General features: G+C 61.0%; 25 protein-coding genes. 8 read left to right on the top strand and 17 right to left on the bottom strand.

What is annotated here, in order from left to right:
• Positions 1-2: 2 nt before the first annotated feature.
• Positions 3-2,261: a heavy metal translocating P-type ATPase gene (locus tag HX793_RS16925; RefSeq protein WP_177094274.1), complete on the bottom strand. Its 2,259-nt coding sequence runs from the start codon at positions 2,259-2,261 to the stop codon at positions 3-5.
• A gap of 85 nt (positions 2,262-2,346) precedes the next feature.
• Between HX793_RS16925 and cadR the strand changes: the two genes are divergently transcribed.
• On the top strand, positions 2,347-2,787 hold the full coding sequence (gene cadR, locus HX793_RS16920; RefSeq protein ID WP_016979028.1) for a Cd(II)/Pb(II)-responsive transcriptional regulator: 441 nt from the start codon (positions 2,347-2,349) through the stop codon (positions 2,785-2,787).
• Here cadR and HX793_RS16915 read toward each other — a convergent pair whose 3' ends face one another.
• The 3 genes from HX793_RS16915 to HX793_RS16905 all read right to left on the bottom strand — a co-directional run bounded on the left by HX793_RS16915 (position 2,788) and on the right by HX793_RS16905 (position 5,349).
• Positions 2,788-3,621, bottom strand: coding sequence for a thymidylate synthase (locus HX793_RS16915; RefSeq protein WP_025999960.1), 834 nt, complete (start codon positions 3,619-3,621; stop codon positions 2,788-2,790).
• A 54-nt stretch (positions 3,622-3,675) separates the two neighbouring features.
• Positions 3,676-4,488, bottom strand: a complete 813-nt coding sequence (gene lgt / locus HX793_RS16910) for a prolipoprotein diacylglyceryl transferase (RefSeq protein ID WP_010207296.1) — start codon at positions 4,486-4,488, stop codon at positions 3,676-3,678.
• Positions 4,489-4,566: 78 nt separating this feature from the next.
• Entirely contained in the window at positions 4,567-5,349 is a 783-nt protein-coding gene (locus HX793_RS16905; RefSeq protein ID WP_095013905.1) for a sulfite exporter TauE/SafE family protein, read from the bottom strand.
• 120 nt (positions 5,350-5,469) lie between these two features.
• Between HX793_RS16905 and HX793_RS16900 the strand changes: the two genes are divergently transcribed.
• On the top strand, positions 5,470-6,216 hold the full coding sequence (locus tag HX793_RS16900; protein WP_016979025.1) for an NRDE family protein: 747 nt from the start codon (positions 5,470-5,472) through the stop codon (positions 6,214-6,216).
• A gap of 90 nt (positions 6,217-6,306) precedes the next feature.
• On the opposite strand, the gene ptsP is transcribed toward HX793_RS16900, so the two are convergent.
• Positions 6,307-8,586: a phosphoenolpyruvate--protein phosphotransferase gene (gene ptsP / locus HX793_RS16895; protein WP_177094272.1), complete on the bottom strand. Its 2,280-nt coding sequence runs from the start codon at positions 8,584-8,586 to the stop codon at positions 6,307-6,309.
• 22 nt (positions 8,587-8,608) lie between these two features.
• On the bottom strand, positions 8,609-9,088 hold the full coding sequence (locus HX793_RS16890) for an RNA pyrophosphohydrolase (RefSeq protein ID WP_003176750.1): 480 nt from the start codon (positions 9,086-9,088) through the stop codon (positions 8,609-8,611).
• Between the two features lie 143 nt (positions 9,089-9,231).
• On the opposite strand from HX793_RS16890, the gene HX793_RS16885 reads away from it, so the two are divergent.
• Positions 9,232-9,888 (top strand): histidinol-phosphatase, encoded by a 657-nt coding sequence (locus HX793_RS16885; protein ID WP_016979023.1) that lies wholly within the window; start codon positions 9,232-9,234, stop codon positions 9,886-9,888.
• A gap of 112 nt (positions 9,889-10,000) precedes the next feature.
• Here the strand turns inward: HX793_RS16885 and HX793_RS16880 are convergent, their stop codons facing one another.
• The 3 genes from HX793_RS16880 to ilvA are packed head-to-tail and all read right to left on the bottom strand — an operon-like array spanning position 10,001 to position 12,468.
• Complete coding sequence (locus HX793_RS16880; protein WP_177052657.1) at positions 10,001-10,468, bottom strand: DUF2269 family protein; 468 nt, start codon at positions 10,466-10,468, stop codon at positions 10,001-10,003.
• Positions 10,469-10,882 carry a DUF2269 family protein gene (locus HX793_RS16875; RefSeq protein ID WP_016979021.1) on the bottom strand — a complete coding sequence of 138 codons (414 nt, stop codon included), beginning with the start codon at positions 10,880-10,882 and terminating at the stop codon, positions 10,469-10,471.
• Between the two features lie 41 nt (positions 10,883-10,923).
• Positions 10,924-12,468 carry a threonine ammonia-lyase, biosynthetic gene (ilvA, locus tag HX793_RS16870; protein ID WP_256348344.1) on the bottom strand — a complete coding sequence of 515 codons (1,545 nt, stop codon included), beginning with the start codon at positions 12,466-12,468 and terminating at the stop codon, positions 10,924-10,926.
• 108 nt (positions 12,469-12,576) lie between these two features.
• Between ilvA and rpiA the strand changes: the two genes are divergently transcribed.
• Positions 12,577-13,248, top strand: coding sequence for a ribose-5-phosphate isomerase RpiA (rpiA, locus tag HX793_RS16865; RefSeq protein WP_025859562.1), 672 nt, complete (start codon positions 12,577-12,579; stop codon positions 13,246-13,248).
• A 117-nt stretch (positions 13,249-13,365) separates the two neighbouring features.
• Here rpiA and HX793_RS16860 read toward each other — a convergent pair whose 3' ends face one another.
• The 4 genes from HX793_RS16860 to HX793_RS16845 all read right to left on the bottom strand — a co-directional run bounded on the left by HX793_RS16860 (position 13,366) and on the right by HX793_RS16845 (position 17,655).
• Positions 13,366-14,280 (bottom strand): SdiA-regulated domain-containing protein, encoded by a 915-nt coding sequence (locus HX793_RS16860; protein ID WP_177052655.1) that lies wholly within the window; start codon positions 14,278-14,280, stop codon positions 13,366-13,368.
• A gap of 120 nt (positions 14,281-14,400) precedes the next feature.
• Positions 14,401-15,327 (bottom strand): SdiA-regulated domain-containing protein, encoded by a 927-nt coding sequence (locus HX793_RS16855; protein ID WP_177052654.1) that lies wholly within the window; start codon positions 15,325-15,327, stop codon positions 14,401-14,403.
• 246 nt (positions 15,328-15,573) lie between these two features.
• Positions 15,574-16,239, bottom strand: coding sequence for a fumarylacetoacetate hydrolase family protein (locus HX793_RS16850; protein WP_028618354.1), 666 nt, complete (start codon positions 16,237-16,239; stop codon positions 15,574-15,576).
• Between the two features lie 21 nt (positions 16,240-16,260).
• Entirely contained in the window at positions 16,261-17,655 is a 1,395-nt protein-coding gene (locus tag HX793_RS16845; protein ID WP_016979015.1) for a D-2-hydroxyglutarate dehydrogenase, read from the bottom strand.
• Between the two features lie 205 nt (positions 17,656-17,860).
• On the opposite strand from HX793_RS16845, the gene serA reads away from it, so the two are divergent.
• Entirely contained in the window at positions 17,861-19,090 is a 1,230-nt protein-coding gene (gene serA, locus HX793_RS16840) for a phosphoglycerate dehydrogenase (RefSeq protein ID WP_003195214.1), read from the top strand.
• Between the two features lie 63 nt (positions 19,091-19,153).
• On the opposite strand, the gene HX793_RS16835 is transcribed toward serA, so the two are convergent.
• Positions 19,154-19,594 (bottom strand): DUF4399 domain-containing protein, encoded by a 441-nt coding sequence (locus HX793_RS16835; RefSeq protein ID WP_016979014.1) that lies wholly within the window; start codon positions 19,592-19,594, stop codon positions 19,154-19,156.
• 134 nt (positions 19,595-19,728) lie between these two features.
• Between HX793_RS16835 and HX793_RS16830 the strand changes: the two genes are divergently transcribed.
• The gene (locus tag HX793_RS16830; protein ID WP_016979013.1) at positions 19,729-20,253 is read left to right on the top strand and encodes a transporter substrate-binding domain-containing protein; all 525 of its coding nucleotides are present in this window, start codon (positions 19,729-19,731) and stop codon (positions 20,251-20,253) included.
• Here the strand turns inward: HX793_RS16830 and HX793_RS16825 are convergent.
• Positions 20,247-20,735, bottom strand: a complete 489-nt coding sequence (locus HX793_RS16825; protein ID WP_016979012.1) for a 2-thiouracil desulfurase family protein — start codon at positions 20,733-20,735, stop codon at positions 20,247-20,249. The two genes, HX793_RS16830 and HX793_RS16825, sit on opposite strands and share 7 nt — an antisense overlap.
• A 2-nt stretch (positions 20,736-20,737) precedes the next feature.
• Entirely contained in the window at positions 20,738-21,370 is a 633-nt protein-coding gene (locus tag HX793_RS16820; protein WP_025999959.1) for a 2OG-Fe(II) oxygenase, read from the bottom strand.
• 131 nt (positions 21,371-21,501) lie between these two features.
• Between HX793_RS16820 and HX793_RS16815 the strand changes: the two genes are divergently transcribed.
• Positions 21,502-22,254: a DUF2059 domain-containing protein gene (locus HX793_RS16815; RefSeq protein ID WP_016979010.1), complete on the top strand. Its 753-nt coding sequence runs from the start codon at positions 21,502-21,504 to the stop codon at positions 22,252-22,254.
• A 100-nt stretch (positions 22,255-22,354) separates the two neighbouring features.
• Here the strand turns inward: HX793_RS16815 and bipL are convergent, their stop codons facing one another.
• The gene (bipL, locus tag HX793_RS16810) at positions 22,355-23,275 is read right to left on the bottom strand and encodes a phospholipase BipL (protein ID WP_177052653.1); all 921 of its coding nucleotides are present in this window, start codon (positions 23,273-23,275) and stop codon (positions 22,355-22,357) included.
• 99 nt (positions 23,276-23,374) lie between these two features.
• On the opposite strand from bipL, the gene HX793_RS16805 reads away from it, so the two are divergent.
• Positions 23,375-23,950 carry a DUF6436 domain-containing protein gene (locus HX793_RS16805; RefSeq protein WP_177094270.1) on the top strand — a complete coding sequence of 192 codons (576 nt, stop codon included), beginning with the start codon at positions 23,375-23,377 and terminating at the stop codon, positions 23,948-23,950.
• Positions 23,951-23,962 lie beyond the last annotated feature (12 nt).

Here is a 23,962-nt window from a genome sequence, read left to right as displayed (position 1 = left end):
CTCTATTTGCGCAACAGGCGCAGGCCATTGAACACCACCAGCAGGCTCACGCCCATGTCGGCGAACACCGCCATCCACATGGTGGCCATGCCCAGGAAGGTGACCGCCAGGAAGATCGCCTTGATCACCAACGCCAGGGCGATGTTCTGCTTGAGGATACTCGACGTTTGCCGCGACAGACGAATGAATGCCGGAATCTTGCGCAAATCATCGTCCATCAACGCCACGTCGGCGGTTTCGATAGCGGTATCGGTGCCCGCTGCGGCCATGGCAAAACCGATCTCGGCACGCGCCAACGCCGGGGCGTCGTTGATGCCATCACCGACCATGCCCACGCGGTGGCCCTGGCCGTAGAGGGTTTCGATGGCTTGCAGCTTGTCCGTCGGCAACAGGTCGCCCTGGGCCTGGTCGATGCCCACCTGGGCGGCAATTGCCTGGGCGGTGTGGGTGTTGTCGCCGGTGAGCATCAGGGTCTTGATACCCAGCGCGTGCAGTTGCTGGATAGCTTCGCGGCTGCTGTCCTTGACCGTGTCGGCCACGGCGAACAGTGCCAGCGGGCCGGATTTATCGAGTAACAGCACCACGGACTTGCCCTGTTTTTCCAGGGCGAAGAGTTTTTCTTCAAGCTCCGGCGAGCACAGGCCCAGGTCTTCCACCAAGCGGTGATTGCCCAGGTGGTAGGTTTCGCCGTTGATGTCGCCACGCACGCCGCGACCGGCCAGGGCCTCGAAGTTATCCACAACATGGATGGGCAGGTTTTTATCCACAGCCGCGTTGGCAATCGCCAGCGACACCGGGTGGTCGGAACGCCCGGCCAGACTGGCGGCCAAGGCCGGCGCGCTGTCTGCGACGTTGGGGAACAGCGCCACGTAGTCGGTTTGCACCGGCTTGCCATGGGTGATGGTGCCGGTCTTGTCGAGGGCCAGATAGTCGAGCTTGTAACCGCCCTCCAGGTACACGCCGCCCTTGATCAGGATGCCTTTGCGCGCCGCCGCCGCGAGGCCGCTGACGATGGTCACCGGGGTGGAAATCACCAGCGCACACGGGCACGCCACCACCAACAGCACCAGGGCGCGGTAGATCCAGTCAAACCAGGCGCCGGCCATGAACAGCGGTGGAATAATGGCCACGCCGAGGGCGAACAGGAACACCGCCGGGGTGTAGATTTTCGAGAAGCTATCGACAAACCGCTGGGTCGGCGCGCGCGCGCCCTGGGCCTGTTCCACCGCGTGAATGATGCGCGCCAGGGTGGAGTTGTTGGCCGCTGCAGTGACTTTGTATTCCAGGGAACCGGCCTGGTTGATGGTGCCGGCGAAGACTTTGTCGCCCACGGTCTTTTCAATCGGCAGGCTCTCACCGGTGATCGGCGCCTGGTCTATGGTGGATTGGCCGGCGGTGACTTCACCGTCCAGGCCGATGCGCTCGCCAGGTTTTACCCGCACGATCGCACCCAACTCAATGCTTTTGACTTCCCTTTCAACCCAGGAACCATCCATCTGCCGCACCGTGGCTTGCTCCGGCGTCATCTGCATCAAGCCGCTGATGGCATTGCGCGCACGGTCCAGGGACTTGGCTTCGATCAACTCGGCCACGGTGAACAGGAACATCACCATGGCAGCTTCCGGCCATTGCCCGATCAGGATCGCACCGGTCACGGCGATGCTCATCAGGGCATTGATGTTCAGGTTGAGGTTTTTCAGGGCAATCCAGCCCTTTTTGTACGTGGTGAGGCCGCCGCTGAGGATCGACACCAACGCTACCAATGCGATCACCCAGGTGGGCGCGACGCCACTGAAGTGCAGCACTTCGGCACCCAACGCACCGACGCCGGACAACGCCAGGGGCCACCAATGTTTCTTGGCCGGTGGCTCTGCGGCCGGGGTGCCCTCTTCGATCGGATCAGCCTGCATTCCCAGGGATTTGATCGCTTCGATGATCGGTGCAGTACTCGGCAAGTCGTGAGTGACGCCGAGGATGCGGTTGATCAGATTGAACTCAAGTTGCTGCACACCAGCCAGCCTGCCCAGTTTGTTCTGGATCAGTGTCTGCTCGGTGGGGCAGTCCATGGCTTCGATGCGGAAGGTGCTCAAACGCGAGCCGGCGGTGGGCGCCTCGCTCAGTTGCACCAACGCCGGGGCCGGAGTGCCGGAACAGCAGGAGCCGCCGTGGCCGTGGTCATGTACCGGCGTGAGTTTTTTCGGGGCATGGTCGTGATCATGCTCGTGCTCGTGTTTATGCGGGGTGTGGATGGAGTCGCTCATTCTGTCGCGTCCGTGAAGGTGCCTGTTGCCAAGTAAAGACCCTGTAGCCACTATAGGGTCAAGCACCCATTTGGAGATTGCTGCGATGAAGATCGGCGAACTGGCCAAACTGACCGACTGCCCGGTGGAAACCATCCGTTACTACGAGAAGGAAGGCCTGCTGCCGCCCCCGGCGCGCACCGACGCCAATTATCGCGTTTACACCCAGGCGCACACCGAGCGACTGGTGTTTATCCGTAATTGCCGCAGCCTGGACATGACCCTCGAAGAAATCCGCAGCCTGCTGGGCTTGCGCGACAGCCCCCAGGACCAGTGCGAAAACGTGAATGCGTTGATCGACGAGCATATCCACCATGTGAAAGCGCGGATCGATGGGCTGTTGGCGTTGCAGGAGCAATTGCTGGACCTGCGCCAACGTTGTGGTGGCGGACCGGAGTGTGGGATTTTGCAGCGGCTGGAAGTCAGCGGGAGTGTGGCAGCCAGCGAGGCTGAGCCCTCACATGTAGGGCGCAGCCATGGGCATTGATCAGATCGCCACGTCGGCCTTGATGCTTGGGTCGGCGTCGTAACCGACGATTTCGAAGTCTTCGAACTTGTAGTCGTAGATCGACGCCGGTTTGCGCTTGATCACCAGCTCCGGCAGCTTCTTCGGCGTGCGCGCCAGCTGGGTGCGGATCTGTTCCATATGGTTGCTGTAGGCATGGGTGTCGCCGGTGGTGACGATGATCTCGTGAGGGATCAGGTCGCATTGCTGGGCCAGCATATGGGTGAGCAACGCCAGCGCGGCGGTGTTGTACGGCAGGCCGAGGAACACATCGGAGCTGCGGATGTACAACTGCATCGACAGGTGACCGTCGTGCACAAACGCCTGGTACAGCAGGTGGCAAGGCGGTAGCGCTTGCTTGCCGTTGCGCGCGTTTTCCTGCGGGCTCTGGGTTTCGTCAGGCAGGTACTCGACGTTCCAGCCGTGGAACAGGATGCGGCGGCTGTTGGGGTTGGTCTTCAGCGTGTGGACCATGTAGTCGATCTGGTTGATCGTGCCGCCGTCCTTGGTCGGCCAGGCGGTCCATTGTTCGCCGTACACCGGGCCCAGGTCACCGTCTTCGGTGGCCCATTCGTCCCAGATCTTTACGCCGTTTTCGTTGAGCCACTTGATGTTGGTGTTGCCGCTCAACATCCAGATCAGCTCGTTGGCGATGCTTTTGAAGTGAAGCTTCTTGGTGGTCAGCAGCGGGAAGCCGTCGGCCAAGTTATGCCGATACTGACGGGCAAACACGGCCTTGGTGCCGGTGCCGGTGCGATCGCCCTTGGTCAATCCATTGGTCACGACGTCGTTCAGTAGCTCGAGATATTGCTTCATGTTTTTACCCGTATCGTTGAAGCCGAGGCTGCGCAACCGCCTCGGCATTCGAATTTAAAGCGCGGTGTTCTTCAAAGGTTGCGGGCGATTGTACGCCCACCACAGCAAGCCCAGGCCGCCGAGGATCATCGGCAGGCTGAGGATCTGGCCCATGGTCACCCAACCGAACGCCAGGTAGCCCAGCTGCGCATCCGGCACGCGCACGAACTCGACGATAAAGCGGAAGATCCCGTAGAACAGCGCGAACATGCCGGAAACCGCCATGGTCGGGCGCGGCTTGCGCGAAAAGATGTACAGGATAAGGAACAGCGCCACGCCTTCCAACGCGAACTGGTAAAGCTGCGACGGATGGCGCGGCAATTGCGCCGGGTCGCTGAACGGCGGGAACACCATGGCCCACGGCACGTCGGTCGGCTTGCCCCACAACTCGGCGTTGATGAAGTTGCCGATACGCCCGGCGCCCAGGCCAATCGGCACCATCGGCGCGACGAAGTCCATCAGTTGGAAGAACGACTTGCCGTTGCGGCGACCAAACCACCAGGCGGCGATCATCACGCCGATAAAACCGCCGTGGAACGCCATGCCGCCCTTCCACACTTCGAAGATCAGCGTCGGGTTGGCGATGTACGCGGAGAGATCGTAGAACAGCACATACCCCAGGCGTCCGCCGACAATCACCCCCATCGACAGCCAGAAAATCAAGTCGGAGAGCTTCTCCTTGGTCCAGGTCGGGTCGAACCGGTTCAGGCGGCGGGAAGCCAGGAACCAGGCACCGCCAATGCCGATCAGGTACATCAACCCGTACCAGTGGATTTTCAGCGGACCGATGGCCAGGGCCACCGGGTCGATCTGCGGGTAAGGCAGCATTGCGACTCCTCGTTAATCATTCGTTATAGCGCCCGGGACCATGCCGGGCCGCGATTAAGCCTGCATTATTCAAATTCTTTAAAGCAAAAAGTTTATGCCGACACAGAACAGCAACCCGGCGAATAGCCGTTTCAGCAAACGCGGCGACAGCTTGTGCGCCAAGCGTGCGCCGAAGCGGGCAAATACCATGCTGGTCAGGGCAATGCCCAGCAGCGCCGGCAAATACACGAACCCTAGACTATGAGCGGGCAACAGCGGGTCATGCCAGCCCAGAATCATGAAACTTAATGCACTGGCCAGCGCAATCGGCAGGCCGCAGGCCGATGAAGTGGCCACCGCCTGCTGCATCGGTACGCTGCGCCAGGTCAAAAACGGCACGGTCAGCGAGCCGCCGCCAATCCCGAAAATCGCCGAGGCCCAGCCGATAAACGTACCGGCGACGGTCAAGCCAACCTTGCCCGGCACCGTTCGGCTGGCCTTGGGCTTCACGTCCAGTGCCAGTTGCACGGCCACCAGCAAGGCGAACACGCCGATGATCTTTTGCAGGTGCGGGCCGGAAATCGCTTCGGCGGTCAGTGCACCAAAGCCCGCGCCGATCAGGATGCCCACGGTCATCCACACAAAGATCGGCCAACGCACCGCGCCCCGTCGGTGATGCTCGCGCACGGCATTCACCGAGGTAAAGATGATGGTCGCAAGCGAAGTGCCCACGGCCAGGTGGGTCAGCACTTGTGGGTCAAAGCCCTGCAAGGTGAAGCTGAACACCAGCACCGGCACGATGATGATCCCGCCGCCCACGCCAAACAGCCCGGCGAGTACGCCCGCACAGGCGCCGAGCAGCAAATACAGCAGAAATTCCATGGGAGCCCCCGAACCAAGTCCGGCATGTTAACGGATGGAAGGCATGCGACCCAACTGGATACGATGGAACGCCTCTGCTTGAGTGGGTAGAGTGGCTAAAAACACAAAAGGGATCGCCTGATGTGCCTGATTGTTTTCGCCTGGCGGCCGGGCCACGCCCAACCGCTGATCGTCGCGGCCAACCGCGATGAGTTCTACGCCCGCCCCAGCCTGCCGCTGGCCCAGTGGCTGGATGCGCCGGAGGTCTACGCCGGCCGCGATCAGGAAGCCGGTGGTACTTGGCTGGGGGTGAATGCCGATGGGCGCTTTGCCGCCCTGACCAACATCCGCGACCCGCACCAGCCACCGGCACGTAAGTCCCGTGGGGAACTGGTGGCGCGCTTTCTCAATGGAACCCTGCCGATTGACGACTATTTAGCCGACGTTAACGGCCGTTCGATTGAATATGCCGGGTTTAACCTGCTGGTAGGTACGCGGGATGAGTTGTGGCACTACAACGCCAATCACACGGAGCCGACGCGATTGCAGGCTGGGGTGTATGGATTGTCCAACGCCGGGCTGGATACGCCGTGGCCCAAGCTGCTCAAGGCCAAGGCAGCGTTGAGTGCGCTGTTGGATGATCCGCAGCCGGAGGCGTTGCTGGAGATATTGAGCGACCCGCAGACGGCGCCGTTTGCAGACTTGCCGGATACCGGGGTGGGGTTGGCGACGGAGAGTCTGTTGTCGAGCGTGTTTATCGCCAGCCCGAGTTATGGGACGCGGGCGAGTACGGCGCTGATCGTGAATGCCGACGGGACGCGGCGGATGCTTGAACGCAGTTTCGGGCCGCATGGTGGGCGACTTGGCGAGGTAGAGCTCTACCTGTAGGAGCGAGCTTGCTCGCGAAAAACCTGAGAGCGCTGCGGGGAATCAGACTCCCCGCGTTATCGTTGACGTTTTTCGCGAGCAAGCTCGCTCCTACAAGGTTTTTGCGGAGGCCGGGTTGATCATCCGCGTCAGCCCCAAATTCTTCAGCGCCAACTGCAACGAGCTGTGGATAACTTGCGGGTTGTCGATGGTCATCAACTCCGCCAGCAGGTCCTTGGCCATCCCCAAGTCAACCTGACGCAGCATCCACTTCACCTTCGGCAAGTTGGTGGCGTTCATCGACAAGCTGTCAAAGCCCATCGCCATCAACAGCACTGCCGCCGCCGGGTCGCCGGCCATCTCACCGCAGATGCTCACCGGCTTGCCTTCGGCATGGGCGTCGCGCACCACGTGTTGCAGGGCTTGCAGCACCGCCGGGTGCAGGTAGTCGTAAAGGTCGGCCACCCGTGGGTTGTTACGGTCCACGGCCAGCAGGTATTGGGTCAGGTCGTTGGAACCTACCGAGAGGAAGTCCACCTGCCGCGCCAGTTCCTTGGCCTGGTACACCGCCGCCGGGATTTCGATCATCACGCCAATCGGCGGCATCGGTACGTCGGCACCTTCGTCGCGCACTTCGCCCCAGGCGCGGTGGATCAGGTGCAGCGCCTCTTCCAGCTCATGGGTGCCAGAGATCATCGGCAGCAGGATGCGCAGGTTGTTCAGGCCTTCGCTGGCCTTGAGCATGGCGCGGGTCTGTACGAGGAAAATTTCAGGGTGGTCGAGGGTGACACGGATACCGCGCCAGCCGAGGAACGGGTTGTCCTCTTTGATCGGGAAATACGACAGTGACTTGTCGCCGCCGATGTCGAGGCTGCGCATGGTCACCGGCAACGGGTGGAAGGCCTGCAGTTGCTCGCGATAAATCGCCAGCTGCTCCTTCTCGCTCGGGAAACGCTGGTTGATCATGAACGGCACTTCGGTGCGGTACAGCCCCACCCCTTCGGCGCCGCGCTGTTGCGCCCGGGCCACGTCGGCCAGCAGGCCGGTGTTGACCAGCAATGGCACACGGTGACCATCGGTGGTCACGCATGGCAACTCACGTAAGGAATCGAGGCCCAGCGCCAGTTGTTTCTCTTCCTCAACCACCTCGGCGTATTGCTTGCGCAGTACTTCGCTGGGGTTGGTGAACACTTCACCGCGATGGCCATCGACGATCATGCCGATGCCGTCGACCTTGGCATACGGCAGGTCGACCAGGCCCATCACCGTCGGGATGCCCATGGCACGCGCCAGGATCGCGACGTGGGAGTTGCCCGAACCCAATACCGAGACCAGGCCCACCAACTTGCCCTCGGGCACTTCGCCGAGCATGGTGGCGGTCAGCTCTTCACTGACCAGGATGGTGTTGTCGGGGTAGACCAGGTTGGTGGTGCGGTCTTCCTGCAGCTTGGCCAGCAGGCGGCGACCCAGGTCGCGCACATCCGAGGCCCGCTCGCGCAGGTAGTCGTCGTCCATCATTTCGAAACGGTTGACGTGATCGGTGACCACCTGGCGCAGTGCGCCCTGGGCCCACTGGCCGGTCTTGATCACGGTCTTGACTTCGTTACCCAGCGACGCGTCGTCGAGCATCATCTGGTACACGTCGAACAGCGCGCGCTCTTCGGGGCGCAGCTGGGTGGCCAGCTTGTTCGACAGGTTGCGCATGTCGGCGCGCACGCCTTCCAGGGCGGTCTTGAACAGTTTGATTTCAGCGTCGATGTCGCTGACGGTCTTGTCCGGCACCACATCCAGGTCCGCCGGCGGCAACATGACCACCGCCGTACCGACCGCAGCACCCGGTGAACCCGGCACGCCGACGAACTTGGCTTCCTGGATGCCCTTGCCTTCACGCCCCAGGCCGCGAATCGAGCCGGTGGCTTCAGCGTGGGCGATTACGCCTGCGAGCTGCGCGCTCATGGTCACGAGGAAGGCTTCTTCACCTTCGTCGAACTGGCGGCGTTCTTTTTGCTGGATGACCAACACGCCGACAACGCGGCGGTGGTGAATGATCGGTGCGCCGAGGAACGAGGCGTAACGCTCTTCGCCGGTTTCGGCAAAGTAGCGATAACGCGGGTGATCGGCCGCGTTTTCAAGGTTCAGGGGTTCTTCACGCGTCCCCACCAGGCCCACCAGACCTTCATTGGGCGCCATGCTGACCTTGCCGATCGAGCGCTTGTTCAAGCCCTCGGTGGCCATCAGCACAAAACGGTTGGTCTCGGGGTCCAGCAGGTAAACCGAGCAGACCTGGCTGCCCATGGCTTCCTTGACGCGCAACACAATAATCCCCAACGCCGCCTTGAGATCCTTGGCGGAGTTAACTTCCTGGACGATCTTGCGCAGCGTATTGAGCATGGCTCGGGGTCGAACTCCGTCGTCAGTCGCGCGCTAAAAGGCGCGGGGCAAGCTCTTTGAGAGCGCGACGATAAACTTCGCGCTTGAATGTCACCACCTGGCCCAACGGGTACCAATAGCTGACCCAGCGCCAACCATCGAACTCCGGTTTACCGGTCAAATCCATCCGCACCCGCTGCTCATTGGAGATCAGGCGCAGGAGAAACCATTTCTGCTTCTGGCCGATGCACAGCGGTTGGCTGTGGGTACGCACCAGGCGTTGCGGCAAACGATAGCGCAACCAGCCACGGGTACAGGCCAGAATTTGTACATCTTCGCGCTCAAGGCCGACTTCTTCGTTCAACTCACGGTACAAGGCGTCTTCAGGGGTTTCGTCGGGGTTGATTCCGCCTTGAGGAAACTGCCAGGCATCTTGGTTGATTCGGCGAGCCCATAGCACCTGTCCGGCATCATTCGTAAGAATAATCCCGACATTAGGACGGAAACCATCGGGGTCGATCACGGCAACAACCTCGCAAACGCATGTCGCCGCATTGTTCCACAAAGGTTGATGAAGCGGCAACGAGGCTTCTTACCTTATGTGCACTCTTGTGAAAAGACCGTATTCTGGACGCCTTTTTACAGACATTTCAGCGAGTAACTGCAATGCGCCTGGCTTTATTCGACTTGGACAACACCCTCCTCGGCGGTGACAGCGATCACGCTTGGGGCGATTACCTGTGTGAACGCGGGATTCTTGATCCGGTTGCCTACAAGGCCCGCAACGACGAGTTCTACCAGGATTACCTGGCCGGCAAGCTGGACAACGCCGCCTACCTGAACTTCAGCCTGGAAATCCTCGGCCGTACCGAGATGACCCAACTGGACGAGTGGCACAACGACTTCATGCGCGACTGCATCGAACCGCTGATGCTGCCTAAAGCCGTGGAACTGCTGGCCAAGCACCGCGCCGCCGGTGACAAGCTGGTGATCATCACCGCCACCAACCGTTTCGTCACCGCGCCGATTGCCGCACGCCTGGGCGTGGAAACCCTGATCGCCACCGAATGCGAGATGGAAAACGGCCGCTACACCGGGCGCAGCACTGATGTGCCGTGCTTTCGCGAGGGCAAGGTGACGCGCTTGAATCGTTGGTTGGAAGAAACCGGGTACAGCCTGGAAGACAGCTACTTCTACAGTGACTCGATGAATGACCTGCCGCTGCTGGAGCAGGTGACTCACGCGGTGGCGGTGGATCCGGATCCGAATCTTCGGGCTGAAGCCGAGAAACGTGGCTGGCCGGTGATCACACTGCGTAGCTGATGACGCCATCGCAGGCAAGCCAGCTCCCACATTTTGAACGCATTCTCATGTTGGAACTCGGCCAAGTGTGGGAGCTGGCTTGCCTGCGATGAAGTCAACTCGCTCGCCAGCCTTACATCGGCTTTGCCACCATCAGATAAAAAATCACCATAAACGCCAAAAACGCCGGCCATCCCAGGCCAAACCACCAACGCATATAGGTCACGGCCTTGATCGGCATCGCCGTGCCTTCCCGTAGCGCCTGCTCCGCCATCCTGTGCACACGAATCTGCAGCCACACCACCGGCAGCCAGCAGATCCCCGCCAACACATACAAGCCGAACGTCCACTGCAGCCAGCTCTGCTGCAACGACCACCCTGCCAGATGCATCAAGCCGATCCCGCTAAGTGGCTGGAACACCGCCGTGGTCGCGGTAAACGCCCAGTCAGCGAACACCAGGTGCTTGAAGGTCGCGGCGATCACGTCGACGTTGCCAGTGCGCCAGGCGCGCAACGCGTAGTAAGCCGAGCCCGCGCCCAACCCGAACAGGACAGTCGACGAAAGTATATGCAGGGTTTTCAGTAGCAGGTAAGCGCTCATCTAGACGGGCTTGGCACCCATCAACCCGGCAATCGCAACGAACCCCACCAGGCTGACCACCGCCAGCACCAGCGTGAAGTTCAGGCTACCGCCCTCGCCCTTGCGCAGGCGATTGAGCCGCGCCACCAGCCAGAACCAGGCCAGCGCCGCCACGGTGTAGAGGAGGCTGGAACCCAGGATCCAGGTCTGCCCCAGCGGCCAGCCGATCAGGTGCACCAGCCACCAGCCGGTAAACGGCATGCTCACCACACACACGCCCATCAACAACCAGACGAACGCCCACGGGCGCTGCACGGTCACCGCCGGGCCCGCGCTGCGTTTGCGCCAGGCCAGTATCGCCAGGCCCAGGCCGCTGAGCAGCAGCAACACCGTGGCTGCGATGTGGATAACTTTCAGGGTGATCAGGGTTTCCATGTCTCTTATCTCTCAAAGGCCGCCCCAATCAGCGTAGTCGCTCAACCGAGGAACAGTTTATAGGCCGGGTTATCGCTTTCATCCCAGTACGGGTAGCCGATGGCTTCCAGGGCTGCCGGTACCAGGTGACGCTCGTCCGCCGGCACTTGCAGGCCGGCGACCACACGGCCGTCGGCTGCGCCGTGGTTGCGATAGTGGAACATCGAGATGTTCCAGCGCCCGCCCAATTTGTTAAGAAAGTTGAACAAGGCCCCCGGACGCTCCGGGAATTCGAAGCGAAACACCACTTCATTGCTGACGTGAGCCGCATGGCCGCCGACCATATGGCGGATGTGCAGCTTGGCCAGTTCGTTCTCGGTCAGGTCCAGCACCGGGAAACCCTGGCCTGTCAGGCTGGCGATCAGCGCGCTGCGCGGGTCGTTTTCCGGGTGGGTCTGCACGCCGACAAAGATGTGCGCTTCGCTGCCGGAGTGGAAGCGGTAGTTGAATTCTGTGATCTGGCGCTTGCCCACGGCCTCGCAGAACGCCTTGAAGCTGCCGGGCTTCTCGGGGATGGTCACGGCAATGATGGCTTCGCGGCCCTCACCCAACTCGGCGCGCTCGGCCACATGGCGCAGGCGGTCGAAGTTGACGTTGGCGCCGGAGTCGATCGCCACCAGGGTCTGCCCGGAGACGCCACGGGTCTCCACGTACTTCTTGATCCCGGCCACACCCAATGCCCCTGCCGGCTCGGTGATGGAACGGGTGTCGTCGTAGATATCCTTGATCGCCGCACAGATTTCATCGGTGCTCACGGTGATCACTTCATCCACGTAATCCTTGCAGATGTCGAAGGTGTGCTGGCCGATCTGCGCCACCGCCACGCCATCGGCGAAGAGGCCGACAGTCGGCAGTACCACGCGCTCGCCTGCCGCCAGCGCGGCTTGCAGGCAATTGGAATCGTCCGGCTCGACGCCGATGATCTTGATGTCCGGGCGCAGGTATTTCACGTACGCCGCAATCCCGGCGATCAGCCCGCCGCCGCCCACCGGGACGAAAATCGCGTCCAGAGGCCCCGGGTGCTGGCGCAGGATCTCCATCGCCACGGTGCCCTGCCCGGCAATGGTGTGCGGATCATCGTAGGGGTGAATGTAGACGTAGCCTTTTTCGTCGACCAGTTTCAGCGAGTAGGCCAGGGCTTCCGGGAAGGAATCGCCATGCAGCACCACTTTGCCGCCACGGGAGCGCACACCTTCGACTTTGATCTCCGGGGTGGTCTTGGGCATCACGATGGTGGCTTTGACCCCCAGCACCTTGGCCGCCAGGGCCAGGCCCTGGGCATGGTTACCCGCCGACGCCGTGACCACGCCGCGTGCGCGCTCCTCAGCCGTCAGTTGGGTCAACTTGTTATAGGCGCCGCGAATCTTGAACGAGAACACCGGCTGCAAGTCTTCACGCTTGAGCCAGACCTGGTTGCCCAGCCGCTCGGAGAGCTGGCGGGCGGTCTGCAACGGGGTTTCTACGGCAACGTCGTAAACGCGCGAGGTGAGGATCTTTTTGACGTACTGTTCAAGCATCGGCGGGCTTCTACTTTCACGGTTTGGCAGGGCCAAGGAGTCTAACCCGGCTTTTGGCCGGGCGACCACACGAATCCCGAGGTTTTGTTGGGTTATACTCGCGCCCCTCGTTAACTCCCCGCCCGTTCCGGAGCCCGCATGACCCAGGATCAACTCAAACAGGCAGTGGCCCAGGCCGCCGTCGATTTAATCCTTCCTAAACTCGACGACAAGAGCATCGTCGGTGTCGGCACCGGCTCCACCGCCAACTGCTTCATCGACGCACTGGCCCAGCACAAGGGCGCGTTCGATGGCGCCGTGGCCAGCTCCGAAGCCACCGCCGCGCGCCTGAAGGGCCACGGCATTCCGGTGTACGAGCTCAACACCGTGAGCGACCTGGAGTTCTACATCGACGGCGCCGACGAAAGCGACGAACACCTGAACCTGATCAAGGGCGGCGGCGCAGCCCTGACCCGCGAGAAGATTGTGGCAGCCGTGGCCAAGACCTTTATCTGCATCGCCGACGCCAGCAAGCTGGTGCCGGTACTCGGCGCGTTCCCACTGCCGGTGGAAGTGATCCCGATGGCCCGCAGCCACGTGGCCCGCGAGCTGGTGAAGCTGGGCGGCGACCCGGTGTACCGCGAAGGTGTGCTGACCGACAACGGCAACATCATCCTCGACGTGTTCAACATGCAGATCACCAACCCGGTGGAGCTGGAAACTCAGATCAACGCGATCGTCGGCGTGGTCACCAACGGCCTGTTCGCCGCGCGTCCAGCCGATGTACTGCTGCTGGGTACTTCGGAAGGAGTGAAAACCCTCAAGGTTTGACGCGTTACTAAATGTGGGAGCGGGCTTGCTCGCGAAAGCGGTGTGTCAGTGAAAGATTCTTCAACTGAACCACCGCTTTCGCGAGCAAGCCCGCTCCCACATTGGTCCTGCGGTACTTCAAGGATTGGTTTTCTTGAACACGTAAAACAGGTTCGGCTCGCTGACGAGGTACAACGCGCCCTCGTCATCCATGGCGATCCCTTCGGCCTGAGGCACCCGCTTTTTCAGGCCGTGGCGCCCGTTCAGCAGTGACAGACTGCTCAGCGGGCGACCGTCGATATCCAGTTCCAGCACCAGGAACGATTCATCCGACAGCGCCAGTAAATGGCCGCTGCGCTCGTCGTATTGCAGGCTCGACAGGTCACGCACAAACAATCCGGCATCACGCTTGGGGTTGTTGATCACGTGCACCGAATAGGTTTTTTCCGGCTTGAAGTGGGGAAAGCCGTGGACCTCGTAGATCAGCATCGGATCGCGCTCCTTGGCCACGAACAGGCGCTTGCCCACCGAGTCATAGGCCAGCCCCTCAAAGCCCTTGTTGCCGCCCACGTGCAGGCCCAGGGTCATTTGCTCCGCATCGGCGGCGTCGAGGAATTGGGTGTCGTCGTCCACATGCACTTTGATCAGCCGCTGCTGGCGCTCATCGCTGATCACGTAAATGTTGTCGCTGATGAATTCCACCGCCTCGGCATCGCCAAACCCTATCAAGGGAATCCGCCGCAGGATCTTGCCCTCAAGGGACAACTCGATCAGTTCGGCGTTTTTATTGGTGACGGTAAACAGGCTTTTGCGCACCGGGTCGAAGGTCAAGGCCGACACATCGTCGTCCAACCCCTCGATCACTTGGGCTTCCAGGGTCACACGGTACTCCGCCAGGCCAATGGAGCGCTCATCCGTCGGCTGGCGCCACGCCTGCCAGTTGAACCAGGCGCGCTCGAACAGGCGGAAATGTTGCGCAACGGCCCCGGCGCTGACCAAGGCGATCAGCGCAAGCATGATGAGAAGGGGTTTGGGGCGGGCTAGTCGTCGCATCGGGCGGGCTCAAAATCAAAAGTGGCGAATGAATATCACGCCTGTCTGAATTTAAACTTAAACGCGCCCGGCTGTCTGGCGAATGCCGCTCATAGAGACATATCCGACGTAATCGGTGTGCTATTTCTGCTTTTCGAAGCGATAGAACAGATTGGGCTCACTGACGATGTACAGTGTGCCGTCCTCGTCCATGGTCACGCCTTCCGCCCGAGGAATGGTGTGTTTGAGGCCATTGAAGCCGCCAAGCAGGGTCATGAAGCTGACTTGCTCACCCTGCTCGTCCAGCTCCAGCAGCAGGTGGGAGTCGGCCGACAGCACCAGCAGATGCCCGGTACGCGGGTCGACGGCCAGGGCCGAGAGGTTGCGCATGTCCAATTCCTTGCTGGCCAGCTTTTGCTTATCGCCAGACAGGGTCGGGCCGCCGTCGCTTTTCCAGGTGAACAGCGCCGGTGGGCGCTCTTCACCCAGCACCAGTTGCTGGTTGCGTTTGTCCCAGGTGATCGCTTCAAAGGCTTTGTTCTGGTCCTTGGACGGGCCCAGGTCATAACTCGGGAAATCGGCCTTGTTCAACGCAGTGGTGGCGGCGTCGACCTTGACGAGGGTCAGCGTGTGCTGGCGCTCATCGACCACGGCGATCAGGCCGTTTTCCATCACGGTCACGCCTTCCGGGTTATCCCAACCGTTGAGCGGCATCTTGCGCAGCACGTCGCCTTGCAGGCTCAACTCAGCGAGGAACGGGTTCTTGCCCATCACGGAAAACAGGGTTTTGGTCTGAGGGTTGTAGGAGACGTCGGAAGCCTCGTCCTTTTCCATACCCGGTAAAAGCTTACCGTCGATCACGGCATGGTAGTCCGGCAGCCACACGCTTTCCTGGCGTTCGGCCGGCGTTTCGAAACGCTCCAGCACCCACAGCACGCCGCGATCATCCCAGTGCATGGCCCAGGCAACGCCATAGGAGATCACCCCCACCAGCAACAGCCAGGAATACCAGCGCAAGGCAAAGCGAGAACGCGGCTCGGGTGTAGCGGAGGGCAAGGACACGGCCATTGGGCGCTTTTTCCGGAAAGTCAGCGTTAGGTGATAGCACAGGAATGACAAGCCCGCGCGCAAGAGGCTGAGGATTATCCGGATGGTGTGTGAAAAAAATGCAAAACACAGAACTCAAGGCACACACAGAACTTGTGGGAGCCGGGCTTGCCCGCGATGCAGGCACCTCGGTTTTTCTGATGACACCGGGGTGATGCTATCGCAGGCAAGCCAGCTCCCACATTTTTAACCGCGTTTCGCCAGGGTTCAGCGAACGCTGCTTTCGAAGCGGCTCACACCCGACAGCTCCAACACCAGCTCATCGCCCACATTCAGCGGGCCCACGCCAGCCGGGGTGCCGGTGAGGATCACATCGCCCGCTTGCAGCGAGAAGCAGCCGGCCATGTGCTGGATCATCGGGATGATCGGGTTGAGCATCTGCGCGCTGTTGCCATCCTGGCGCACTTCGCCATTGATGCTCAGGCGGATGCCGATGTCGGTCACGTCCGGGAAGGTGCTGCCCACCACGAACGGCGCGATTACCGCCGCACCATCGAAGGACTTGGCGATTTCCCACGGCAGGCCCTTGGCTTTCAGCTCGGCCTGTTTGTCGCGCAGGGTCAGGTCCAAGGCCGGGGCGAAACCGGAAATGGCGTCCAGCACTTCTTCGCGACTGGGCTTGGTCGACAAAGGTTTGCCGATCAATACCGCGATTTCCGCTTCGTAGTGCACCGAGCCGCGCTCGGTTGGGATGCTGAAACCGCCTTCCAGCGGCACCACGCAGCTGCCCGGCTTGATGAACAGCAGCGGCTCGGTGGGCACCGGGTTGTCCAGTTCCTTGGCATGTTCGGCATAGTTACGCCCGATACACACCACTTTGCCGAGCGGAAAGTGGATGTTGGTGCCGTCGACATACTTGTGCTGGTAGCTCATGGAACGACTCCTTCAGGGCGATTAAACAGCGAAGATCTTGCCAGGGTTCATGATCCCGTTCGGGTCGAACACGGCTTTGACGGCCTTCATGTATTCGATTTCAACCGGCGAGCGGCTGTAAGTCAGGTAGTCACGCTTGGTCATGCCCACGCCGTGTTCAGCGGAGATCGAACCGTTGTACTTCTCGACGGTTTCAAACACCCACTTGTTCACGGTGGCGCACTTGGCGAAGAACTCGTCCTTGCTCAGGTTTTCTGGCTTGAGGATGTTCAGGTGCAGGTTGCCGTCGCCGATGTGGCCGAACCAGACGATTTCGAAGTCGGGGTAGTGTTCGCCGACGATCGCGTCGATTTCCTTCAAGAACGCCGGTACTTTGGAGACAGTCACCGAGATATCGTTCTTGTACGGGGTCCAGTGGGAAATGGTCTCGGAGATGTACTCGCGCAGTTTCCACAGGTTGTGCAGTTGGGTTTCGCTCTGGCTCATCACGCCGTCCAGCACCCAGCCCTGTTCCACGCAGTGTTCGAAGGTTTCCAGGGCGTGGTTGGCGACTTCTTCGGTGGTGGCTTCGAACTCCAGCAGTGCATAGAACGGGCACTCGGTTTCGAACGGGGCCGGCACGTCGCCACGGCCCATGACCTTGGCCAGGGCCTTGTCGGAGAAGAATTCGAAGGCGGTCAGGTCCAGCTTGCTCTGGAACGCGTGCAAGACCGGCATGATCGAGTCGAAGTCGGTCGTGCCCAGCACCATGGCGGTGAGGTTTTTCGGCGCACGGTCCAGGCGCATGGTGGCTTCGACCACAAAGCCCAGAGTGCCTTCAGCGCCGATGAACAACTGGCGCATGTCGTAGCCGGTGGCGTTCTTGATCAGGTCGCGGTTCAGTTCGAGTACGTCGCCCTTGCCGGTGACGACTTTCATGCCGGCCACCCAGTTACGGGTCATGCCGTAGCGAATCACCTTGATCCCGCCGGCATTGGTGCCGATATTGCCGCCAATCTGGCTGGAACCGGACGATGCGAAGTCCACCGGGTAGTACAGGCCCTTTTCTTCAGCGACGTTCTGCAATTGCTTGGTGACCACGCCCGGTTGGCACACGGCGGTGCGGTCGGTGAGGTTCACGTCGAGGATCTGGTTCATATAGTCGAACGACACAACCACTTCGCCATTCGCCGCCACGGCAGCGGCGGACAAGCCGGTACGCCCGCCCGATGGCACCAGCGCCACCTTGTGGGTATTGGCCCAACGCACAATGGCCTGGACCTGCTCAGTGGTCTTGGGGAAGACAATGGCGGTCGGCGCGGGTGCGAAGTGCTTGGTCCAATCCTTGCCGTAAGCCTCCAGGGAGTCTGCATCGGTCAGCACTTTGCCGGGCTCAACCAGGGTCTTTAGCTCATCAATCAGGGCAGGATGGGTCATCGACAGAACTCTCGAACAATTCATGGTCATCCTGAGAACGCTTCACGTCGCAGGAATAGGTGTTTAGCGGGGCGCGTATGCTAGCATACCGCCCCCGCAGGACAGAGCCCAAGGGCGTTTCTGCGGTGACGGCTTTCCTGCCGTCCGGGTCAGCTTGTGCTGCTCGATTCCCTGCCATTTTTCTCCGGGATACAGGTTTACGCAGATGAGCAAGACTTCTCTCGATAAGAGCAAGATCAAGTTCCTTCTTCTGGAAGGCGTCCACCCATCGGCTGTCGACGTTCTGAAAGCCGCCGGGTACACCAGCATTGAGTACATCACCAGTTCTCTGCCGGAAGCCCAACTCAAGGAAAAGATCGCCGACGCGCACTTCATCGGCATTCGCTCCCGCACTCAGCTGACCGAAGAAATCTTCGATCACGCCAAGAAACTCGTGGCAGTCGGCTGTTTCTGCATCGGCACCAACCAGGTCGACCTCAACGCAGCGCGCGAGCGCGGCATCGCGGTGTTCAACGCACCGTACTCCAACACCCGCTCCGTTGCGGAGCTGGTGCTGGCCGAGGCCATCCTGTTGTTGCGCGGCATTCCTGAGAAGAACGCTTCCTGCCACCGTGGCGGCTGGATCAAGAGCGCAGCCAACTCCTTCGAAATCCGTGGCAAGAAGCTGGGTATCGTCGGTTACGGCTCCATTGGTACTCAGCTGTCGGTATTGGCTGAAGGCCTCGGCATGCAGGTGTTTTTCTACGACACCCTGACCAAGCTGCCATTGGGCAACGCCACGCAAGTGGCTAGCCTGACCGAGCTGTTGGGCATGTCCGACATCGTGACCCTGCACGTTCCGGAAACCGCTGAGACCCAGTGGATGATCGGCGAGAAGGAAATCCGCGCCATCAAGAAAGGCGGCATCCTGATCAACGCTGCCCGTGGCACCGTGGTCGAGCTGGACGCCCTGGCCGACGCGATCAAGGACAAGCACCTGATCGGCGCCGCCATCGACGTGTTCCCGGTGGAGCCGCGCTCCAACGACGACATCTTCGAAAGCCCGCTGCGTGGCCTGGACAACGTGATCCTGACCCCGCACATCGGCGGTTCCACCGCTGAAGCCCAAGCCAACATTGGCCTGGAAGTGTCGGAGAAGCTGGTCAAGTACAGCGACAACGGTACCTCGGTATCGTCCGTGAACTTCCCGGAAGTGGCCCTGCCGGCTCACCCTGGCAAGCACCGTCTGCTGCACATCCACCAGAACATCCCTGGCGTGATGATGGAGATCAACAAGGTCTTCGCGGAAAACGGCATCAACATCTCCGGTCAGTTCCTGCAGACCAACGAGAAGGTTGGCTACGTGGTGATCGACGTCGACGCCGAGTACTCGGACCTGGCGCAAGAGAAACTGCAGCACATCAACGGCACGATTCGTAGCCGCGTGTTGTTCTAAGGTTTCGCCGCAGCATGAAAAAGGGAGCCCCTCGGGGCTCCCTTTTTTGCATCTGAACAAATCTTACTTAACGTTAACCGTGATCACTTTCGAGACTACAGTGGGCTCGAACTGACGGTGCACGTTGTCGCCCGCCACCAGTTGCAAGGTGTGCTTGCCAGGTGTGAGGGTCAGCTCGGTCTCGGTTTGCGCCTTGCCGAAGTGAATCGACGTGGCGGTGGCTGGAATGGCTTCGTCGGCCTTGAGCGACGTCACGTCCTGGTCGACCAGCAGGTGGTGGTGGCCGGCGCCCGGTACCTGCTTGTCGATCGGTTCCAGGTCCAGGCCCTTGACGCCGAATTTGACGGTGAAGGTTTTGTCGACGGTTGCACCGTCTTTGGGCGAGACGATAAACACTTCGGCGCCTTTGGGCGCAGGCGTACGAGGCACATCAGCGGCGTTGGCAAACATCGAGGCGCCCAGCAGCACGCTGGCAAGGGTTGCACGGGACAAAAGGGCTTTCATTCGCTTCTCCAGTTTTTCTGTGAAATCTGTAGGGTTATGACAACTTCGCGACAAATTGCTGTCCAAGGCACTCAACACCATAGCAAAGCGATGCTGAACGGCGCCTCGCACATTAAAAATCTCTAGGAGTGACCATGCGCTTTTCGCCTGGCCTGTTACTTTTGCTGCCCCTTCTGAGCCCTTTGGCGCATGCCGAACTGCTCGATGATGTATTTGACCGGGGCGAACTGCGCATTGCAGTCGTGGCCGAAAACCCGCCATTCAGTTTCAAGGAAGGAAACAAACTCACCGGTTTGGAAGTGGAGCTCGGCGAGCAACTGGCCAAGGAGATGGACGTGCGCGCATCGTTCATCACCACCGATGCGACTGACCTGCTGCCAGGAGTGGAAAGCGGCAAGTACGACGTAGCGATGAACTATATCGCTGTGACTCCCGAATTGCAGGATCGGTTCGATTTCAGTGAGCCTTACGGCGAATCCCGCGGGCGCATGACAGGCCCGTCGACCCTCTATGCGATGCCGTTCCAGAAGGGCAACCCGGCATTCAAGTCAAGCCTGAACAACGCACTGCAACGACTCAAATCCGACGATCGATTCAGGCAACTGTTTCAGAAGTGGTTTGTGGATTACCCCAACCGTCCGGCAGCCCAGGCTCAATAATCGCCATTGCTCAATGCCTGGGCTGCCTGCACCAATTCCAGTTCACTGAACACCAGCACGCCGTGGCGCTTGAGCAGCGCTGCCGTCACGCCTTCGCCACTCACCTTCACGCCGGTGAATGTGCCGTCATAGGTCAGCAGATTGCCGCACGACGGGCTATTGGCCTTGAGCACGGCGATACGGATGTTGTGGCGCTGCACCAGCGCCAGGGCCTGGCGCGCACCGTCGAGAAAGGCTTCGCTGAAATCTTCGCCCTCGGCTGTGAGTACCTGGGCGCGGCCCTCCCAGACATCCACGCCCTGCCCGCCGGGAATCTCGGCGGGCGGACGCGGCGTCGGCAAACCACCCGACACTTCCGGGCAGATGGCAACCACACGGCCTTCGGCCTGCCACACCGCCAGTTGGTCAAACGGCCCGCTGGCGCCACCGTCGTAGCGCACCTTGTGCCCCAGCAGGCAGCGGCTGATCAGTATCTTTTGCATGCTCAGAACGGCTCGTTGCCCCGCCGGCGAAACCAGCCGGTGAGGGACAGGCGTTCGCGCGTAGCGGGCATGACTTCGTGGGGCACTTCGCCCGACAGGAACACCACCAGGCAACCGCCGGTGGGCACCACATCGTATTCGACGCCGTCCTTGAGGTACATGCGCAACTGGCCACCATGCTCGGGCAGCCAGGCATCGTTCAAGTAGATCACTGCCGAGACCATGCGCCGGTCATCGTCGCGAAAACGGTCCAGGTGCTTGAGGTAGAACGCCCCCGGCGGGTACATCGCGAAGTGGCTTTCGAAATCTTCGAGGCCGAGGAATAGGCCACGGTTCATCGCCAAGCGCAGGCTGTCCATCAGCGCCATGTAGGTGTCGCAGACCGCCGCGTCACCGTCCTCCAGCCACTGGATATGGTCACCGCGAATACCTTCGCGGATCTCCTGGGCCGGGCCGCGTCCCACCGCCGCCGGGGCCAGTTCACCCTCCGCCGCACGTTTACGGCACTCAGCCGCCAGTTCCAGGGTCAGAGCCTGGGGCAGGAAGCCGTCCTGCCGGGACCAGCCCTTTTCAGCCAGGTCGTCGACAATACGTTGCAGCAAGGGGTGATCGAGGGGTATTTGCATGGCGCGCATAGTATCCATACGCCTGTGAATCCGACAGAGCCGCCGAGCGTCTGAAGATACTTTAGTCAGGTGACTGATAGGACTTCTCGACAAATCCTACGCCCGACACGGACAATAGTGGCCGACTGACAGGAGTCCATATGCGTCGTTTGTTTTTTTCCTTGCTGATGTTCTGCGTTTTGCCCGCCTGGGCAGACGGCCATGACCAGTTGTACAAGGTCGCCGGCTGGGCCGAACAACGTGCGCATTTCAATGACGCCCTCAGCGCCGCCCAGCAACGCTACCGCAACAGCCTGCCGCCGGCGGTGTACCAGGCGCTGGTGGACAACAGCAATAAACGCTTTGCCGCCCAGGCTGTGGACCAGCGTGCCGAAGCGCAATTGCGCAAGCACCTGGCGGATCCCAAGCCAGCCCTGGCGTTTTTCCAATCGCCTCTAGGCCGTAAAATTGTCGCCGCCGAGTTGCTCGCCACGCGCCGCGATCAGTTGGCGAAAAACGCCCAGGGCCTGCCGAAAATCGAAGCCGATGCCACCCGTAGCCTGATCATCGGCCACCTGGCCCAGGCCCTGCCGGCCCGTGAAGCCGGCGCGGAAGTCAGCCTGGCGATTGCCGGGGTGGCGGCCGACAGCTTGAGCCAGATGATTCCCGGCCTGCTGGGTGGTGGGCAAGCCCAGGGCATGTTGAACGGCCAGCGCGAGCGGCTGATGCAACAGATCGACAAGGATCTGAACAACACGCTGCTGTACGTCTATCGGGATTTGTCCGACCCGGAGCTGGAAGAGTTCGCAACGTTTGCCGAGTCGCCGGAGGGTAAGGCGTATTACCAGGCTGCCCTCGCAGCCATTCGCGCCGGACTGGCTGTCGGCCAAAGCACCTCAAGCCTGGCGCCCTGACCCCCTGTAGGAGCGAGCTTGCTCGCGAAGGTCGTTAACGATTACGCGGGGCATCTGAATAAACGCGGTGCGTGTGCGTTCTTCGCGAGCAAGCTCGCTCCTACAGGTGGTCCGTTAAGTATCGGAAGTACTCGTCACGAATCTCCGGAATCTCATTGGCCAGGTGATGCCTGCCACGCGGCAGCATCAACACCTCGGGCTGGTCGAACTTGCCCCGCAGCACCTGCAGGTTGTGCTGCCAGTCCACCGTCATGTCTTCCTCGCCCTGCACAATCACCGGCCGCCGAGGGCTGCGCGGTGCGGCTTCGATGCGTTTGATCCAGCGCGCCAAGGCGCCGACCCAGGCGGTCGGCAATTGGCGTGGTTGCAGCGGATCAGCTTCCAGGAACGGCTTGAACGCCGGGTCGTTAGTGTTCTCGCTGAACCGCCGTGCGATGCCTTTGACGAATGGGCGCAGCAGGTAATAGCTGACCTGCGACCACCCCCAGGCACGCGGCCGCACCAGAGGTGACAGCAGGAAAGTCTTGCCCTGGGCCGGGCTGTCGGCGCCATGGTTGAGCAGGTGATCCACCACCACCGCGCCGCCGGTGCTTTGCCCGAACAGGTGCCAGGGTTGCGGCAGTTGCAGCGCTTGCGCCTGGGTGAACAGCGCATTCACCACCTGTTGATACACCGCAAAATCATCGATGCTGGCACGCACGCCACTGGACAGGCCATGCCCCGGTAAATCGCAGGCGATTACCACGAAGCCCTGCTCCAGCGCCCACTTCACCACATGGCGATACAAGCCCATATGATCGTAGAAACCGTGGAACATGAACATCGTCGCCACCGGCGTGGGCGGCCACCACACCTGCGCCACCACCTCAAACCCCTCCACCTCGAAACGCCCCAGACGGCTCACGGCCTGGTCCAGACCGTAAAAACGCTGGTAGACCCGCGCCTCGGCTGAAAGCGGTTGCGCATCCACCAGGGGCCGCAAGCTTTCGCGCAGATGATCAGGGTCAAAGGTAACGGGCATAAAGGCTTCCAGACTTGCGGCAAAGATGAATATCGAGCTGCGATATTCATCTGTCAGGACAAGCATGGCAAGCTACGCGACCTTCGAGGATACATCTGAATGCGACAGCCCTACCGCACCGCCTTGTTTGCCAGCCTGATCCTGGTTATCTGCGCCGGCGTGCTGTGGGCGGCGTATGACTGGTTCCAAGGCCGCTACCTGCGCGCCTTCAGCGAGCACACGGCGGTGTTTTCCGGCGACCCGTTGAAGCTACCCGCCGACCTTGCCGGCCCCGGCCCGATTCGCCTGGTGCACTTCTGGGACCAGGCCTGCCCGTGCAACGTCGGCAACCAGCAGCACCTGGGCGAGCTGATCGAGCAGTACGCGCCCCAAGGCGTCGAGTTCTACGCCCTGCAAAAGCCCGGCAGCCACGGCCAACTGCCCGACAACCTGCGCCGCATGAAAACCCTCGCCGCCCTGCCCGGCGCCGAGCAGGTGCCGGCCAGCCCGGCCGTGGGTATCTGGGATCGCAGCGGCAAGCTCGCGTATTTCGGGCCCTACAGCGAAGGCCTCACGTGTAACTCCAGCAACAGTTTTATTGAGCCGATCTTGAAGGCCCTTGAAACAGGACGCGAGGTAAATGCCACGCACACCCTGGCGGTGGGCTGCTATTGTTCGTGGCCAACAGGTTCGTAGCCCCCTCTTTGC

It is taken from the genome of Pseudomonas reactans (genome assembly GCF_013387025.1).
In the GTDB taxonomy this organism is placed as follows: domain Bacteria; phylum Pseudomonadota; class Gammaproteobacteria; order Pseudomonadales; family Pseudomonadaceae; genus Aquipseudomonas; species Aquipseudomonas reactans.
This window is presented reverse-complemented; position numbering and strand designations above follow the sequence as displayed.

Excerpts from the sequence above, each read along its gene's own strand:
- HX793_RS16875 (WP_016979021.1), bottom strand. The coding sequence starts at position 10,882 with ATGGAAACCCTGATCACCCTGAAAGTTATCCACATCGCAGCCACGGTG.
- HX793_RS16885 (WP_016979023.1), top strand. The coding sequence starts at position 9,232 with ATGCGCCTGGCTTTATTCGACTTGGACAACACCCTCCTCGGCGGTGAC.
- HX793_RS16925 (WP_177094274.1), bottom strand. The coding sequence starts at position 2,261 with ATGAGCGACTCCATCCACACCCCGCATAAACACGAGCACGAGCATGAT.
- HX793_RS16915 (WP_025999960.1), bottom strand. The coding sequence starts at position 3,621 with ATGAAGCAATATCTCGAGCTACTGAACGACGTCGTGACCAATGGATTG.
- HX793_RS16845 (WP_016979015.1), bottom strand. The coding sequence starts at position 17,655 with ATGACCCATCCTGCCCTGATTGATGAGCTAAAGACCCTGGTTGAGCCC.
- bipL (WP_177052653.1), bottom strand. The coding sequence starts at position 23,275 with ATGCCCGTTACCTTTGACCCTGATCATCTGCGCGAAAGCTTGCGGCCC.
- HX793_RS16855 (WP_177052654.1), bottom strand. The coding sequence starts at position 15,327 with ATGGCCGTGTCCTTGCCCTCCGCTACACCCGAGCCGCGTTCTCGCTTT.
- HX793_RS16825 (WP_016979012.1), bottom strand. The coding sequence starts at position 20,735 with ATGCAAAAGATACTGATCAGCCGCTGCCTGCTGGGGCACAAGGTGCGC.
- HX793_RS16880 (WP_177052657.1), bottom strand. The coding sequence starts at position 10,468 with ATGAGCGCTTACCTGCTACTGAAAACCCTGCATATACTTTCGTCGACT.
- cadR (WP_016979028.1), top strand. The coding sequence starts at position 2,347 with ATGAAGATCGGCGAACTGGCCAAACTGACCGACTGCCCGGTGGAAACC.
- HX793_RS16835 (WP_016979014.1), bottom strand. The coding sequence starts at position 19,594 with ATGAAAGCCCTTTTGTCCCGTGCAACCCTTGCCAGCGTGCTGCTGGGC.
- HX793_RS16830 (WP_016979013.1), top strand. The coding sequence starts at position 19,729 with ATGCGCTTTTCGCCTGGCCTGTTACTTTTGCTGCCCCTTCTGAGCCCT.
- HX793_RS16820 (WP_025999959.1), bottom strand. The coding sequence starts at position 21,370 with ATGCGCGCCATGCAAATACCCCTCGATCACCCCTTGCTGCAACGTATT.
- HX793_RS16905 (WP_095013905.1), bottom strand. The coding sequence starts at position 5,349 with ATGGAATTTCTGCTGTATTTGCTGCTCGGCGCCTGTGCGGGCGTACTC.
- rpiA (WP_025859562.1), top strand. The coding sequence starts at position 12,577 with ATGACCCAGGATCAACTCAAACAGGCAGTGGCCCAGGCCGCCGTCGAT.
- HX793_RS16860 (WP_177052655.1), bottom strand. The coding sequence starts at position 14,280 with ATGCGACGACTAGCCCGCCCCAAACCCCTTCTCATCATGCTTGCGCTG.
- HX793_RS16900 (WP_016979025.1), top strand. The coding sequence starts at position 5,470 with ATGTGCCTGATTGTTTTCGCCTGGCGGCCGGGCCACGCCCAACCGCTG.
- ptsP (WP_177094272.1), bottom strand. The coding sequence starts at position 8,586 with ATGCTCAATACGCTGCGCAAGATCGTCCAGGAAGTTAACTCCGCCAAG.
- serA (WP_003195214.1), top strand. The coding sequence starts at position 17,861 with ATGAGCAAGACTTCTCTCGATAAGAGCAAGATCAAGTTCCTTCTTCTG.
- HX793_RS16850 (WP_028618354.1), bottom strand. The coding sequence starts at position 16,239 with ATGAGCTACCAGCACAAGTATGTCGACGGCACCAACATCCACTTTCCG.
- lgt (WP_010207296.1), bottom strand. The coding sequence starts at position 4,488 with ATGCTGCCTTACCCGCAGATCGACCCGGTGGCCCTGGCCATCGGTCCG.
- HX793_RS16815 (WP_016979010.1), top strand. The coding sequence starts at position 21,502 with ATGCGTCGTTTGTTTTTTTCCTTGCTGATGTTCTGCGTTTTGCCCGCC.
- HX793_RS16805 (WP_177094270.1), top strand. The coding sequence starts at position 23,375 with ATGCGACAGCCCTACCGCACCGCCTTGTTTGCCAGCCTGATCCTGGTT.